This window comes from Oligoflexia bacterium (assembly GCA_034439615.1).
Classification (GTDB): Bacteria; Bdellovibrionota; Bdellovibrionia; order JABDDW01; family JABDDW01; genus JAWXAT01.
Genome location: JAWXAT010000046.1, coordinates 15,455 through 30,153 on the forward strand (window position 1 = coordinate 15,455; position 14,699 = coordinate 30,153).

The window sequence follows — 14,699 nt, forward strand, 5'->3', positions numbered from 1 at the left end:
CGGCACGAAAAACAATGGGGGTAAGGGGGAAGTGTATCCAAAATCTGAAAACTGCTGAAAAACTCATCAAAAAATTCCAAACTAAAAAACTATCTGAGCAAAAATCAAATGACGCAAACGTTATGAAATATGCGGGTTAGACCCAATTGTAATCTGATATTCTTAAACGTTTCTACGGTAACCCCTGGTTGCGGCCTCTCAATTGCCCAGAGCTGGTACTTTTTCACGAACCCAACGCTTCCAGTGCTCGGCCATAATCTTTTCTAAGTGTGCTTTCACTTCAGGAACTTCAGAAAGATTTTTCTCCTTAGACATTTCGGATTGAGAATTAGCAGATGAGCGATTTTGCCATCGCTTTTCAAGTTCACCTTCAACGGGTTCTATGAGTGTAGCTTTGTAACGCACGCCAATTTTAATTCTAGCCTCAAGTTCTTGTTTAAATTTCTTCGCTCTTTGTTCGGAGTTTGTTGAAACTTTGAGACTACTCCCGTCGATTTCAATCACTCCAAGGACTGTGCGACTCATACCTTTATGCCGCTTATTCCCTTTCTTGAGCCAAGAAAACGTAACAGACTTTAATTCACTGCTCGAATCAAAAACGGCATCTCTTAGTAATTCATTTTCGGACTCAGCAAGGCCTAAGCTCTTGAGCGCATCAAAAACGACTCTTGGCGAATCAATTTCATAAATAAGCTTTTGGGGAACGAGCGGATCGCCGTCAGTATTACAAAGCCGTGGCATCTGTGGGTTCACAACCATTTCGTAAAATTCTTGGTGCAAATCTATGAGTTCAAAGTCATATTCAGAAAGTACTTCATTGGTGATGGGTTTCTTATGACGCTCAATATGTTGCCGTAAACTTATAACCTGGTTCTTATAAACAGGCGGAATCAGAAACTGTGAACATGCTTCCAAGGTGGTTAGGTTACTAAGAGTAACGGGTTGTCCAAAAACAATGTCGCCAATTCTGGCAGGCATTGATCCACTTTTTTCCACAACATTGAGTTTTTCGCCGGTGAAAATATTTTTAGCTCAAATCCATGGCCTGGATTGCAGTTTAGAATTTCAAAAAAACTAAAAGACGAAGCAAAACAGGCTTCTATATATTCGCGCTCCAGAGCGTCAAGATGCCGCCCGTCTTTAGAATCCAGCAAGGATCTTGCGGGCGGAACATCTGGCGCAGCTGAATTCAAATTGGAATCTGGTCTGTCAGGCGTCCAATTATAAAAAAACCAAGGCATGAATATTTGAATGTGATGGGTGTTTTGATTAAACAACTCGTTTTCGGTCAAATTAAATTCATTCCAAGCTTCATTGATCGCGTCTCTTCCGTAAACTGTCGCGACATGCTTCATGATTTTTATAATCAGCTCGTTGCGCATGGAGTGCTGTCGATGCCAAAAGAGATCTTCAGCTTTTGGCTCGTTGTTCATAAAGCAGCACTTTTTGAATTTCTTTTCACTTCCACACGGACATGGATCGTTACGTCCTGGTTGCATACTAACTCCTAAAAAATGGCAATCATAATGACCAGGACTCCTACCACAGATAGGTATCTAAAGTGAAAAAAATGATCTTGTCTCAAGTTGAGACACCTAATATATTGAAAATACTTGGGAAAGTTCACCCTCTTAAAAGATCCCTTTACAATATACGGTGATTAAAGTATATTAAGGAGTGTAGCAATTGTCTTCTGATGACGATTTTAAGAAGAAATATCTTTTAGCTAAGAACCACTTCGAAAAGGTTCAGATCTGCATCAGAGAACAGCGTTATAAGATTTGGGTACGGGCTGACAAACCTAACCTCAGCGGTAATGAGTTTGTAAATCCGATTCTGAATTTGCCAGTGACCTATCCCTGCACCTATCTAAAAAGGAAGTCAGGGGGAGCTGGAGCAAAATTCGTGATTGAGTTCAAATATTCGGTCACGATTTATGGAGCGGTAACGAAACTGTATTTCAAAGGGTTCTTCGCTGAGGATTGGACCCTAAAACTGGAGATACAGTCTCTCCGTGACAATGAAGAGGTATGATTATGGAATTCTGCGTAGCCTGTGAAACTGACTCGGTGGTTTTTGGTAAGACAAAAATCAAAGTGGGTCGTGAAACATTTAAAACCGAAGCTGAACATTGCAGAAAGTGCAAGAAGGTCGCTATCAGCCCCAAGCTCCAAAAAGAGATTGATGAATGGGCTTTACAGTTTACCAAGAGCATTGTTGAACTCCAACCCTACTTCACTGAAGGTATGGCTGATAAAATCGAATTTTTTTCCAACAAATATAACTTAAGCAAATCCGAATTCATGAAGGTCTGCACGACCTTTTACATCCTAGAAATGACCAAAATTAAGAACTTTAAATCTCTCCGTACCGAAGTCCTCGCCGAGGCTAAAAAAAAGTACAAGGGAGAAAGAAAAAAAATATGTGTCCCAATTAAGTATCAACTTTTCAAAAGGATTGACCTCTATGCCAGAGCTTGGGCGCTAGAATATGAAAGTAACGTGATGGAAGAGGCGGCCCAGTTCTGCGTGACTGTTCTGGATAGTCACGTTACCAAAATCGAAGAGTCCAAGAAACAAGAGCTGGTTCATTTTGTTGAGAACCACGCTATGGCCTCTTGATTTCCACTTTGCTCAAAAAAAAGGGCAACCGCAAATTTAAGTGTGGTTTTATTTATCAATTTTCCAAAGCTGAGCATTAATACTCGTCAAACTGACCAATCCCGTTTGAATCGAGCGACCCGCTTTTGCCTGCATATGAATCACAGCTGCCGCCGATATGGCGCCAGTTACAAACAGAACGAAAAGCCTCTTAAATGCATATAAGAATAATTTTATAATTAAGGTCGTCATTTTCTGCTCTCCTTTTTGACTGAACTAATCCAGCCTTTCTAAGGAACCCTTCCTTTCCCACGGAAGTCCAATCGTTTCTCGAATTCCCAATGAATAAGGACCGTGTTTCAGCTGCACTACGATTGAGCCGCCAGTGGGGAACTGAACATATTGTTGAAGTGAATATCCAGATTCAAGACTGTTGGTAGTTCCCATTGTGGTTCCGCACTAGTCGCCCAAAGGCCTGGCCGGGCGGTTCGTGGTTCCCTTGGCGGTTCCGGTCGCACAATGGTGGTTCCCGTTTTTGAGCGGGAACCACCATTTGAACCCGAGGGAACCCCAATGGAACCATTGTTTATGGAGACACTATTTTTGTGGTTCCAGGCACTTTCCCTCAATTACTTTGACACGTTATGCCGATGCGATATGTTCCAATACAGCAGTTCGAAGTTCTGGGATTTGGGCACGCCAACTTTCTCCGAATGTAGAACCTCCCTTCGATGTGCTTTCATGCAACATTTTTAATCGCATTGCCCAGTGTATCTGCTACACTAAATACATGAAAAAATCTGCCGTCCTCATCTTGAGTCTATGCATTCTATCCTCTCTTATAGTCTTTCAGAACTGCAGCGACGCGGGCGGAGGAGGTGGCGGGCGCAATACTGCCGCAGCAATTAGTACTATCACTTTGACTGCAATGGCGACCCTGGCTGTATCTCGACCAATCCCACCAATGGCACATATGGCGACTTGAACCAGGGGCCAGTGTATGCCAATTGTTCAGCTCTGCTCACCTTCGGCAATATCAATTGGGGATCTGCGGCCACTCATTGGTGCGATCACTTAGCGAGCGGCAGTGTTGGCGGTGGAGGCACCGGCGGCCTCAACGCACCGACAGTCTCGAGCATTTCACCCACCAGCGCTGCCCCTGTTGCCACTTTCGGCATTTTCGTCCAAATTTTCGGGACAAATTTTCCGAGCTCACTTTCAGGTTTGACCGCCACCTACTGTGGCCGTTCCCTCAATGTGCAATCTTCGACAAGCACGCAAATCAGCCTTTACATTCCGAAGATGGCGAGCTGCAAATCTCCGATCACACTTACGACCGCGGCCGGCGTGACTTGGACGTCACGCCCGCCGTTTTAAATTCCATTTTGATCTAAGGGACCGATTGAGAATTAATATACCTCGCAGCTACAACAAGAACATAATGATGATTATTATTATCGTCATTTTTTCTCAAAGTCTTTTCGCTCAAGACAATGATGACTATGAAAATGAAAATATTATTGAAGAAGAATATGTCACTGAAGAAGAACCTCCACTTAAGACTTCAAATTCGGGAGCTATTTATTTTGAATTTGGATTAGGAGGCTCAAGTCTTAATCAAGAAATTGTTACGGGCAAAGAAGGGTTCGGGGTGGGGTTTTTCGGTGCCGCCGGATATCACACAGGTCCTCGAGGTTGGAAAAGCCCTCGCTATCACATTGGATTAGCTTATTTAGTACAGGGTTTTCAAAGCAAAAGAGGAGCTAATGCCAATGAAGTCGTAAGCTTTGAACAATTTCAGCTCATAGCATTGCGATTAGGAATCACGCCCATTCGCTGGCTTAGGCTTGATGTTGGTTATGGGCTTGCTCTTTTCGCCCACAACGAAGACTTGCCCAATGCTCTTAGCTCAAACACAACTTCTCGTCGTTATCAAGCATCGGGTCGAGGGTATTTGGTGGGTGGAACAATTATGCCATTACACGCAGGGCTTGTGAGATTTGGAATTGTTTGCTTTTACTTCAACGCTTCTTCTCCAAGTTATTCTTCAGACATTGTGACTAACGGAGCACATGCTCAAGTTTCAGAAATCAAATCAGACGTTCACACCTCGGGTTATTACACGGGGCTTTCTATGTTCGTGGGTTTGTAGCAGTCACCTGAAAAGAAAAAGTGACAAGGAAAAAGAAAAGAAAGACACAAACTTTTTAAGCTTGAGTCCGCTAGCGGACTTTCTTGTCTTAAGACATAATATGCCCCTATGGAGTTAGGCATCTATTAGTTGCCTAACTCCATAGGTGTAATACATAGGTGTAATCTTGCGGTACTCATTTTACTTCGAATTGTGCATCGACAACTGCAGGATTATTACTTATTGATAGTAGCTTTTGTTTTTGTTAAACATTGCCCAATTATTTGAAAAGGAAATTACATAATCAAAGAATTTTTTTTATTTTTAAAAAATTATGGGGTTATCGGGCTAGCCATTGCCGTGGTTATCGGCGGCAAACTTAATGAGTTTGTGACAAGTCTTGTGAGTGATCTGTTGATGCCTGTTATTTTTCAACCAGCACTTAAGGCAGCCAACGTCGACGATATTCGCAAACTCAATTTCAATGGCATTTACTACGGAAAACTCATCAGTTCAGCGATTGATTTTTTAATTGTAGGACTAGTCGTATTTCTATTTGCCAAATATGTTCTAAAAGAAACAAGCGTTGCCAAAAAATAAATTATAAAATCTCAGCAGCAATAAGTGAGGGGCCACATTTTGCTACGACCTCGTAACCTTGACCTTTAAGAAATTGCGCAATCGGATTTAAATGTAAATCAGATATCTTAGCTGCATGTGACTCAAATACAATAAATCTTGGACGGTGTTTCTTCCAATCTATACTTTTAATAATTTTCTCATCTGCACCCTCTAGATCTATATTGAGTATATCAACAACTTGCCCTGGTGGCAGATGCTGTTCTAAAATTTGTGTCACAGTCATGGCCTTAAGACCACGCCGCTCAATAAGTTTTGCTCTTTTGGATTTAATTAGATCTTCAGCGATTTTTTTATCTATCGTATTTAGAGCTGGCTGATCAAAAATATAAAAATCAAGATCCACCTCAGAGTCTGAAACACAAATCTCTAGATTCACATCTTTTGGGCGAATACTACGAAACGCTGACATGCTTCCGGGAAGCGCATCAATATTAACACCTCGCCATCCCTTACAATAAAAATGAAAAGTATTAGAATAATAAATCGGATGATGGGCCCCAATGTCGATATAAAAACCGTCAGTTTTATCGCCAATTAATGAGCGTAAAACCATATCTTCACCAAATTGAGAATGTGAAAGATTAAAACTTGGCAGACGATTTAATTTAAACTTTGCCCAATAAGAAAGTGCTTTAAACCATAGATGTTTTTTTGAAAGCACACGAACATTTGGGAAACTGTTTTTGGTATCCATAGAATTACGTTAAGCTGATTACATGTAAGATTCAAGCGGGTTTCTCAAGTTATTGATTTGTAAAAATATTTTTTAATATCTCCCACGATCACGACGTCGCTGCATTGAACTTCTTTGACGACAATACTTTGGCAATAAGTCATTATCGGTCGCTTGAGTCACACCAAGTTTAACAAATCGCTTTTCATTTATTTTGATAAACTCAGCTCCAAAATAATATTCAGCTAAAAGGCTTGTATCCCAATTTCCAAGTACAGCTGCTGCTACAAAAATGGCTTCAATTGTTGCTAGCCCACCCGTGGGATCAGCATTGTTCACACTTCGACGTGGATAAGCCGTTTCAAAACCATCAGGAATGCGTACAAGCTCAGGCAGTTTACCTGCTATACGCCCCATAAATTGATCAAGTCGTCGCCACACACAGTCAATTGTGGCAATACCATTTATTTGTGGAAGTGTTTTTTGAACAGTTGTTAAGCATTTACCTTTGTGATGAAGGAGTATTGAAGAATTCAATGGGCCAAAAACATCAGGGCCTTTGATTTGTATGAGTCGAAAATCAGAACGATAATAAAGTGGTGCTATTGTGCACTTATTAGCTGTTTCTGATGCTTCGATTGCTACTTCATAAAACATACTAGATATCTATCTTCTGATTCCAATTAAATAAATAATATACGGCATTGTTTAGCAAAAACATCATCAATATCTCTTAGTTCCCGCTTGCTATTAAGCCTTTAAGTCTGGAAAGATTAGGTTGCAAAAACTAGGGGGTGATTGTGGTATCTAAATTTCTTATTGGTGCAGTAATTTATTTTGCAACTTCAGCTCAAGCTGCTGGCCCCATTGGTGGAATCACTGGCCTTAACCCTAAGATCGACACATCGATAGTTTCTATTCCTGCCCCGCCAAGTGATTGGAAAAAGTATCCGTATTATCCTGTCCAATCAAAAATTGAATTTCCAAAAGATGAGGGCCGTCACAAATGGAACTCAGCTCTTGAATGGTGGTACGTCGTTATGCACGTCACCGGAGAAACCACCGGCAACGAATACTCAGTTTTGGTTACACATTTTAGCAATGGTTATCGATTTTTTGATGTCACTAATATCACGAACAAAACTCATGTTAGCGGCACGACCAAAGGTAAATGGAATGCCCATGAGGGTTTTCTAGACGTCACCCAAATAACCCCCTATGGTGCTGACACCATGCGCACAAAGCGCGACGAAAAAGGTCAACTTATTCCCTTTGAATATGAAATGCACACACATCACTCAGAAATGGAATTACGCGCAGAAGTTAAAGCACTTAAAGCTCCCTTTATGGTTGGCGGCGACGGCTTAGTACAAATCGGCACAAGCGGTTGGAGTTGGTATTACTCCCAAACTCGGATGGAAGCTCGTGGTGTTTTAACGTATAAAGGAATCACAGAATCAATCTCAGGGATTGCATGGATGGATCACCAATGGGGACCATTTTTAATTTCACCTGTGCAGTTGGGCGGTGTTTTTGAATCATATGAATGGTTTTGTCTGCAACTTGATAATAACACAGAACTCATGACGAGCAATATCTATGACCGCAGTAATCGCTTGCCCCAAACAAGTGCTTATGGAGGTGTAGGAATAGTAAACCCTGATGGTTCTGTGGATGGCATTGTAAAACGCACGTATATACACAAACGATATTGGCAAGATCCTGTCGAAAAAATTTATATGTCAATGGGCTGGCAACTTATCGTTCCTGAATGGCAAATGGATCTCACTATAACTCCTAAGTTTGAAGATCAAATCGTACGCTTTCCATTTAAAGGTTCATTTTGGGAAGGAGCAGCTTCAGTCACAGGTACTCTTCGCGGAGTTGCCGTTTCAGGAAAAGCTTTTGGCGAACTCATGCATCATTTTCAACTCCCAAAAATAGCAGTTGGCGCCCTCAATAAAACCTATTCTGCTGATGAACTCATTGCTTTAAAATGGAATATAAAAAACCCCGATGATGGCAACCCCCTTCATTACAGACTTGATTTGATCGGAAATGGAACAGTTACGAAATTAGTAGATCGACTTCGTATTCCAGAATGGAAGTTTCGAATGAGAGACTTACTTCCAGCTGATTTAGCTCAAGGCGAGTTTATGGTTAAAATCTCAGCATTTTCAGAAGATAAAGTTATTACCTCAAGTAGGGATTCTGATTTTTTCGTAATTAAATAAAAGGCCTCAAGTTAAAGGATAATAATGAAAAAACTTGTTAATGGTATAGTTGAATTTCGCAAAAAAGTGCTTCCTGGGTATAAAGAAATGTTTGCACGCCTTGCCCTAGGCCATGCACCCGACTCACTTTTCATCGCATGTTCTGATAGCCGTGTTGTGCCAAATCTTTTTGCCTCTACTGACCCCGGCGATCTTTTTGTAATCAGAAATGTTGGCAATCTCATACCAAGTTGCGGTGCTGATGGACATTCAATTGCAGATGAATCCGAAGCTGCAGGAATCGAACACGCTGTATTGAATTTAAATGTTTCTGATATCATCGTGTGCGGACACTCTGAATGTGGCGCAATGCGAGCCCTCATAGATGGGCGCGACAATGTTAAGGCTCCACATTTACGTGCTTGGCTCAGACATGGTGAAGAATCCCTTACAAAATTAAACCAAAACACAACGCAACTGAGCCCCGTCAACCAACTCTCACAACTCAATGTACTCCAACAAATGGAGCATCTAAAGTCATACCCGATTATTAAAGAACGTTTGGCTTCAAAAAAACTAAGTCTGCATGGTTGGTGGTTTGAACTAAGCACTGCAGATGTGTACTCCTATGAAGATGCATTAAATAAGTTCATCTTAATTGACGAAGCAGGAGCTGAGCGAATTTTATCTCGACTCACTTAAAAACACAGATCACACTTTAGATATATTTTATTTTGTAGTTCACACAGTTGAAAGGAATCAAATGAAAAAGACGAAATGTAAGGATTGTTTTAAAGTACCTGCACAGGAAAATTGGGGGTCAACAGCACTTTTAATACTACGCCTCATTGTTGGGGTTGCATTTGTATTACACGGATGGGGAAAAATTCAAAATCCATTCGCATGGATGGGACCTGATGCCCCCGTTCCTGGTTTTTTTCAGTTTTTAGCGGCACTCTCAGAATTTGGTGGAGGCTTAGCATTAATCGTAGGTTTTTTAACAAAACTCGCTGCCCTTGGCCTAACCTTTACGATGATCGCTGCTACCGGTATGCATATGTTTGTAATGAAAGACCCCTTCGTAAATCAAACTGGCGGATCTTCATATGAATTGGCTTTGGTGTACTTAGGAATCTCTCTATTATTTTTAATGATGGGTCCGGGTAAGTTCTCTTTGGATTCAAAAATATTTGGTGAAAAGAAATAAAAAAATGGGCCTTAAGTGTAAATGCTTAAGGCCCATTAATCATATTTAAACCCTAGATGTACCTTAGATTTTTCCTACCAAGTTAATACCAGGCTTAAGTGTTTGCTCACCTGGACGCCATTTAGCGGGACAAACTTCATTTGGGTTTTTAGAAACAAATTGAGCTGCTTGAACTTTTCTTAAAAGCTCATCAGCGTTTCTGCCGATTCCGTTATCGTTTACTTCGGCAAGTTTAATTTTGCCGTCTGGATCTACTAAAAAGGTTCCACGATAAGAAAGCCCTGCTTCTTCAATGTGGACTCCAAAAGCACGTGTTAAAAAACCAGTAGGATCAGCAAGCATGGGGTAGTTGATCTGCTTAATTGTGGGAGATGCGTCATGCCATGCCTTATGAGTAAATTGTGTATCTGTACTTACAGAATAAACCTCAACACCCATTTTTTGAAAAGCTTCATACTTTTCAGCCATGTCACCTAGTTCAGTAGGACAAACAAAAGTGAAGTCAGCTGGGTAAAAGAAGAAAACCGACCATTTTCCTCGAAGATCTTCTTGGGTTACAGTTTTAAAAGCGTCTTTATGATAAGCCTGAGCTTTAAAGTCAGGTACCTTGGTATTAATTAAAGTTGTCATTTAGTTCTCCTTTTATATTTTTCGTTCTGAAATATAGCCTAACCCATTTTTATGTACAAGCTTCCATTGACCCATTGATCGAATATGAATTGTTTTATGCTTTATATTATCTCGACTCATAATCTTTAAAAGCTCAGGTCGCATTTTTGAATGAATACGCCATAGTGTTTTAAATAGCTTTACCGTATGGCTAAGCGTTGCTTCGTTACAGCCCTCGGGCAATTCAATTCTCTTACTCCAAAGGCTTTTAAACTGGCGCTTTAACGCCCATAAATAATTACGCCATATTGGTAGATCTACAAAAATGATCTTATCAGCCAATAAAATGTTCTTTTGTAGTAAATCTAAAGGGCCAAAACCGTCAATAAGCCATTTTTCTTGGCTTGTGATTTCATTAAGAATTTTACGCGTTTCATTAAGGTCACGAATTATCATGCCTGGAAGAAATTGAATAGAATCCACAGGGGTGTGAGGCAAGTCGTAAATTTTTGAGAGACTTTTGCTTAATACAGTTTTTCCACCCGCCGCGTTTCCTATAATTAAAATTTTCAAAATTTTATCTGACATTTAAAAAACCTATCACCGTCAATTCATATTGCATAGCGTAAAGATCGCTACTCCCAAGGTAATTCAGGCCTTAAGTCTTACCTGGATTGTTCATTAGAATTTAATAAAGTGCCGATAAATCTATTGTGAAACACACAGTCATTTTACTCTTATTAGCACTTCAATTACTCAGTGCCTGCACGTCGCCACAAACTAAAGCACCTCAAGATACACGGTGTATCGCTTCAAATGCGGATCTTACAAAATGTAGAGCGTTACTAGAATTTTATGCATTCCCACTCGATGTTCGAATTGATACACGACGATTTTACATTCGACCACTCGCTCCAAGAGACATCAAAAGCTTTTACAGTTTTCAAACTGACCCTCGAATAACAGCAACTCTAGGTGGGAAATTCACTAAGAAAGAAATTGAGAAAACGACCGAAAAATCAATTATTCGCCATCCTGATGGAGATACTTGGCTTACGATTGAGTTTGGAATTTTTTCAAAAACTAGAGATGAATTTGTCGGAAACATTCAATTGACCAGATTAAACGATAGAGAACTTGTAAAACATCTTGGTCTTTCAACCACTCAACTTCGCGAGAAATCACGAGCAACTATCGGCTATGGCATTGTTTATGACCAATGGGGAAATGGCATTGCCACAGAAGCAATAGAGGCGATAATTAACTTTTGTTTTAAAAATCTAGGCCTTACTCATATCTATGCTTCAACAGTTGATTCTAATATACCTTCACAGCGGGTTTTAGAAAAAAATGGATTCGTCAAAGTTGGTAGCAACATTGATGATATTGATGGCGAACCTTATACCGCCATACACTTTGAATTAAAAAAATAAATCAGCCATTTGTATTAAAGCCCTTAAAAGACGTGGAGTTTTTAGCAATAATTATCTAGAATAGCTTTCTATGGCCGATTTCGTGACCCCCTATTACTCCATCAATGATTTTTATCGAAAACGTTTTGGAGAAAAAATAAGAAAAATTCCGGTGACCATCGCCGATGACTGCCCAAATCGTCGTGGTCTAAAAGGAATGGAAACTTGCGTTTTTTGTGATGTTTGGGGATCCGCTGCATATGAAGATCAAAAAGGCCAGAGCCTAAAAGATCAAATTCAAACACACATGCATGGCCTTGCCGCAAAACATAATTGCAAATCATTTCTAATTTATTTTCAATCATACACGAGCACTTTCTTAGGAACCAAAACTCTGCGCAAACATTTTGATGAGGCATTAAGTGTGCCTGAGGTAAAAGGTTTTGTAATTGGAACCAGACCTGATTGTGTATCACAAGCTGTTTTAGAACTATGGAATGAATATGAGGCGAAATGTTTTGTCTCTGTTGAATTAGGTGTTCAAAGTTTTTATGAAGATCAAATACGATTTTTACGCAGAGGGCATTCAGCAAAACAATCAATTGAAGTTATTAAAAAAATAAAAGCTCATTCAAATGTAGATTTAGGTGTTCACCTCATTTTTGGAATACCAGGTGAAACTGATTCTGATATAATTGAAACTGCAAAACTTATTTCCTCACTCCCGATAGACAATGTAAAACTTCACAACCTTCATGTTTTGAAAAATACTCCTCTTGAAAAACTTTATGAGAATGCTGAATTTACACCTATTGAGTTAGATGAATACACCAGGCGTGTAGGTATTTTTTTGCAATATCTTAATCCAGATATTGCGATTCATCGACTTGCAGCTGTTTCTTCTCGCTGGGAAGAACTTGTCGCTCCGCAATGGACTCGCTTTCATTTAAAAACCTATGAATTCATTAAAACCTCCTTACTCACTCAAGGTATTAAACAGGGGCAATTGATCTAGTTTTACTGGACTTCCGCTCTAGGTACACATTTCATAGAATTAATGAGGGGGAAAAATCTATGAACAAAACTATTTTCTTAATTGTTTTAACAGCTGCTTATTTGGGTATGGGCGCCTCCGGTTGCGAGAGCACTCCACCTGATGTTGTTGGCACATGGCTTGTGAAATGCGAATATACAAATCCAGTAAGTAAGGCTGAATATTACTGGCAGTTTTTTAAAGAACCTGAACCCACTCAGTTTAAATCATGGGAAACATTGGCTGACGGGACAGTCAAAGTCATTGATAGCTTTTATATTTATCAGCAATCAGTGATGTCGATTAAAAACCCTGAAGTCGAAAATGGCGATAGATTCTATCAAGTTTCAGCCACAGATGCAGATCATTTAAATTTTAAGGGTGGAGAATATACATGCACTCTTGAACGGGGCACAAATCCCCATGATAAACCTAAAAATGAGCAAATAACGTTATAAGATAAAAATCTACCATCTAACCGGTGGTAGTTTTTTTTATGGTGGAGTTTCAGAATTTATAGTCTCTAACATAATGGCACGTATAACCTTTTGGTTTTTTCTCTAAGTATTTTTGATGAAAATCTTCTGCTCTCCAAAATTGTTTAGCTTTTACAATTTCAGTTAGAACAGGTTTTTTCCAAACTCCTGAAGCTTCAACTCTAATTTTCATTTTTTCTGAGGTCAAACGCTGGTCTTCATTACTATAAAAAATTGAAGAGCGGTATTGAGTGCCAACATCATTACCCTGCCGATTTTTTGTTGTTGGATCATGTAATCTAAAAAATAGTACAAGTAAGTTTTCATAAGATTTTTTTTTCGAATCAAACAGAATTTGCACAGCTTCGACGTGGCCGGTTTGTCCTGACTTTACGGATTTATAATTAGGATTGGTTGATTTACCACCAATATATCCAACTTGTGTTTCTATCACTCCAACTTCTTTTCGAAGTATCTCCTCCACTCCCCAAAAACACCCACCAGAAAGAGTTGCGACTTCCCAATTTTTAATTTTTGCAAAGAGAAATAGATATTGCCCATAACCCTTTTCTTTAAGTTTATTTAACGGAATAAAATTTAGAGCAGCAGAATTCATGCAATAACGTTTTCCACCAGCTTCTTTTGGACCATCATCAAATACATGACCTAAGTGAGAATCACCATACTTTGAACGTACCTCTGTTCTCTCGGCCCCTAATTTAGTATCCGTTTTAAAAGTAAGATGATCTGCCTCAATAGGTTTTGTAAAGCTTGGCCATCCAGATCCAGAGTCATATTTGTCTATTGAACTAAACAACGGTTCTCCACTGACAAGATCGACGTATATGCCGTCAGCTTTGTTATCCCAGTATGCATTTTGAAAAGGTTTTTCAGTTCCTTCTTCTTGTGTGCACGTATACTGCTCTTGAGTGAGTTTGCCTTTAAGTTCTTCTTTGGAAGGTTTTTTATAGTTATTTGGCCCACTCCAAGTGGAACTCAGCGCGTTATTTTCTAATGCGTAACTATTCATAGAAATCAAAATGAATAAAACAGATTTGATGATTAAGTTCATACCTTAACTGTCCCGCTACGAAGAATTAGAGTCAAGGCCATTCAAATTAACTGTTGCCATAAAACAAAGTGCCAATAAAATAGAAATATGGAACTTGATATTAAAAAACTTTCTAAATGTACCGTACTTGATGAAAATTCGAATCATGTGCTTTTAGAAAGTTTCTGGAAATCTTCGCCAGCTATTATGATTTTCTTGCGTCATTTTGGTTGAATAGCTTGCCGAGCGCATGCCGCACAGTTGTGGGGCGAGAAAACTAAACTTGAAAGTAACGGATCCAAGCTGCTCTTTATCGGCAATGGTCCACCTATGATGATCCAAGCTTTCAAAGAAGATCTTGGAATCACACTCCCTGTTTATACTGATCCAGGTTTAAGTGTTTTTGAAATGGCAGGATTCAAACGCAGCATGACTAGCACACTAGGCCCAAAATCAATTATGAAAGCATTAGCATTAAAAAAACAAGGCCACATTCAAAAAGGCGTTCAAGGCGATCCGTGGCAACAGGGCGGCGTATTAGCAATCGATACCAATAGTAATATTTTATTTCATTATGCTAGTCAGAATGTGGGGGATTTCCCTGAGATAAACCAGCTTGTAAATATATAATCTTGCAAACAGGCAGCGCTGA

19 protein-coding genes are annotated in these 14,699 nt (G+C 39.7%); 11 read left to right on the forward strand and 8 right to left on the reverse strand.

What is annotated here, in order from left to right; genetic code table 11:
- Positions 1–198 precede the first annotated feature (198 nt).
- Both SGI74_10605 and SGI74_10610 read right to left on the reverse strand, forming a co-directional pair.
- The gene (locus SGI74_10605; protein MDZ4677941.1) at positions 199–978 is read right to left on the reverse strand and encodes a hypothetical protein; all 780 of its coding nucleotides are present in this window, start codon (positions 976–978) and stop codon (positions 199–201) included.
- On the reverse strand, positions 921–1,499 hold the full coding sequence (locus tag SGI74_10610; GenBank protein ID MDZ4677942.1) for an SEC-C metal-binding domain-containing protein: 579 nt from the start codon (positions 1,497–1,499) through the stop codon (positions 921–923). The genes SGI74_10605 and SGI74_10610 overlap by 58 nt, the downstream gene beginning before the upstream one ends.
- Positions 1,500–1,686: 187 nt before the next feature.
- On the opposite strand from SGI74_10610, the gene SGI74_10615 reads away from it, so the two are divergent.
- Both SGI74_10615 and SGI74_10620 read left to right on the forward strand, forming a co-directional pair.
- Positions 1,687–2,034: a hypothetical protein gene (locus SGI74_10615; protein MDZ4677943.1), complete on the forward strand. Its 348-nt coding sequence runs from the start codon at positions 1,687–1,689 to the stop codon at positions 2,032–2,034.
- A gap of 2 nt (positions 2,035–2,036) precedes the next feature.
- Positions 2,037–2,621: a hypothetical protein gene (locus SGI74_10620; GenBank protein ID MDZ4677944.1), complete on the forward strand. Its 585-nt coding sequence runs from the start codon at positions 2,037–2,039 to the stop codon at positions 2,619–2,621.
- Between the two features lie 48 nt (positions 2,622–2,669).
- Here SGI74_10620 and SGI74_10625 read toward each other — a convergent pair whose 3' ends face one another.
- Positions 2,670–2,852, reverse strand: coding sequence for a hypothetical protein (locus SGI74_10625; GenBank protein ID MDZ4677945.1), 183 nt, complete (start codon positions 2,850–2,852; stop codon positions 2,670–2,672).
- A gap of 1,189 nt (positions 2,853–4,041) precedes the next feature.
- On the opposite strand from SGI74_10625, the gene SGI74_10630 reads away from it, so the two are divergent.
- Together SGI74_10630 and SGI74_10635 are read left to right on the forward strand one after the other, a co-directional pair.
- Positions 4,042–4,752, forward strand: coding sequence for a hypothetical protein (locus SGI74_10630; GenBank protein ID MDZ4677946.1), 711 nt, complete (start codon positions 4,042–4,044; stop codon positions 4,750–4,752).
- A gap of 282 nt (positions 4,753–5,034) precedes the next feature.
- Positions 5,035–5,331, forward strand: a complete 297-nt coding sequence (locus SGI74_10635; GenBank protein MDZ4677947.1) for an MscL family protein — start codon at positions 5,035–5,037, stop codon at positions 5,329–5,331.
- A 1-nt stretch (position 5,332) separates the two neighbouring features.
- Here SGI74_10635 and SGI74_10640 read toward each other — a convergent pair whose 3' ends face one another.
- The gene (locus SGI74_10640) at positions 5,333–6,067 is read right to left on the reverse strand and encodes an FkbM family methyltransferase (GenBank protein MDZ4677948.1); all 735 of its coding nucleotides are present in this window, start codon (positions 6,065–6,067) and stop codon (positions 5,333–5,335) included.
- 72 nt (positions 6,068–6,139) lie between these two features.
- Positions 6,140–6,703 carry a hypothetical protein gene (locus tag SGI74_10645; protein MDZ4677949.1) on the reverse strand — a complete coding sequence of 188 codons (564 nt, stop codon included), beginning with the start codon at positions 6,701–6,703 and terminating at the stop codon, positions 6,140–6,142.
- Between the two features lie 143 nt (positions 6,704–6,846).
- Between SGI74_10645 and SGI74_10650 the strand changes: the two genes are divergently transcribed.
- From SGI74_10650 to SGI74_10660, 3 genes are all read left to right on the forward strand, one after another.
- Entirely contained in the window at positions 6,847–8,280 is a 1,434-nt protein-coding gene (locus tag SGI74_10650) for a lipocalin-like domain-containing protein (protein ID MDZ4677950.1), read from the forward strand.
- 24 nt (positions 8,281–8,304) lie between these two features.
- Positions 8,305–8,961, forward strand: coding sequence for a carbonic anhydrase (locus tag SGI74_10655; GenBank protein MDZ4677951.1), 657 nt, complete (start codon positions 8,305–8,307; stop codon positions 8,959–8,961).
- Positions 8,962–9,022: 61 nt separating this feature from the next.
- Positions 9,023–9,466, forward strand: coding sequence for a DoxX family protein (locus SGI74_10660; GenBank protein ID MDZ4677952.1), 444 nt, complete (start codon positions 9,023–9,025; stop codon positions 9,464–9,466).
- Between the two features lie 63 nt (positions 9,467–9,529).
- On the opposite strand, the gene ahpC is transcribed toward SGI74_10660, so the two are convergent.
- The gene (gene ahpC, locus SGI74_10665; protein MDZ4677953.1) at positions 9,530–10,096 is read right to left on the reverse strand and encodes an alkyl hydroperoxide reductase subunit C; all 567 of its coding nucleotides are present in this window, start codon (positions 10,094–10,096) and stop codon (positions 9,530–9,532) included.
- Between the two features lie 12 nt (positions 10,097–10,108).
- Complete coding sequence (locus SGI74_10670) at positions 10,109–10,663, reverse strand: flagellar protein FlaR (protein ID MDZ4677954.1); 555 nt, start codon at positions 10,661–10,663, stop codon at positions 10,109–10,111.
- A 125-nt stretch (positions 10,664–10,788) separates the two neighbouring features.
- Between SGI74_10670 and SGI74_10675 the strand changes: the two genes are divergently transcribed.
- The 3 genes from SGI74_10675 (at position 10,789) to SGI74_10685 (ending at position 12,978) form a co-directional block, all read left to right on the forward strand.
- Positions 10,789–11,508 (forward strand): GNAT family protein, encoded by a 720-nt coding sequence (locus SGI74_10675; GenBank protein ID MDZ4677955.1) that lies wholly within the window; start codon positions 10,789–10,791, stop codon positions 11,506–11,508.
- Positions 11,509–11,578: 70 nt separating this feature from the next.
- The gene (locus SGI74_10680) at positions 11,579–12,502 is read left to right on the forward strand and encodes a TIGR01212 family radical SAM protein (protein MDZ4677956.1); all 924 of its coding nucleotides are present in this window, start codon (positions 11,579–11,581) and stop codon (positions 12,500–12,502) included.
- Positions 12,503–12,561: 59 nt separating this feature from the next.
- Positions 12,562–12,978: a hypothetical protein gene (locus tag SGI74_10685; GenBank protein ID MDZ4677957.1), complete on the forward strand. Its 417-nt coding sequence runs from the start codon at positions 12,562–12,564 to the stop codon at positions 12,976–12,978.
- A 49-nt stretch (positions 12,979–13,027) separates the two neighbouring features.
- On the opposite strand, the gene SGI74_10690 is transcribed toward SGI74_10685, so the two are convergent.
- Complete coding sequence (locus tag SGI74_10690) at positions 13,028–14,068, reverse strand: bifunctional methionine sulfoxide reductase B/A protein (GenBank protein ID MDZ4677958.1); 1,041 nt, start codon at positions 14,066–14,068, stop codon at positions 13,028–13,030.
- Positions 14,069–14,308: 240 nt separating this feature from the next.
- Here SGI74_10690 and SGI74_10695 point away from each other — a divergent pair, with 240 nt between their 5' ends.
- Positions 14,309–14,677, forward strand: coding sequence for a peroxiredoxin-like family protein (locus SGI74_10695; GenBank protein MDZ4677959.1), 369 nt, complete (start codon positions 14,309–14,311; stop codon positions 14,675–14,677).
- The last annotated feature ends 22 nt before the right edge of the window (positions 14,678–14,699 follow it).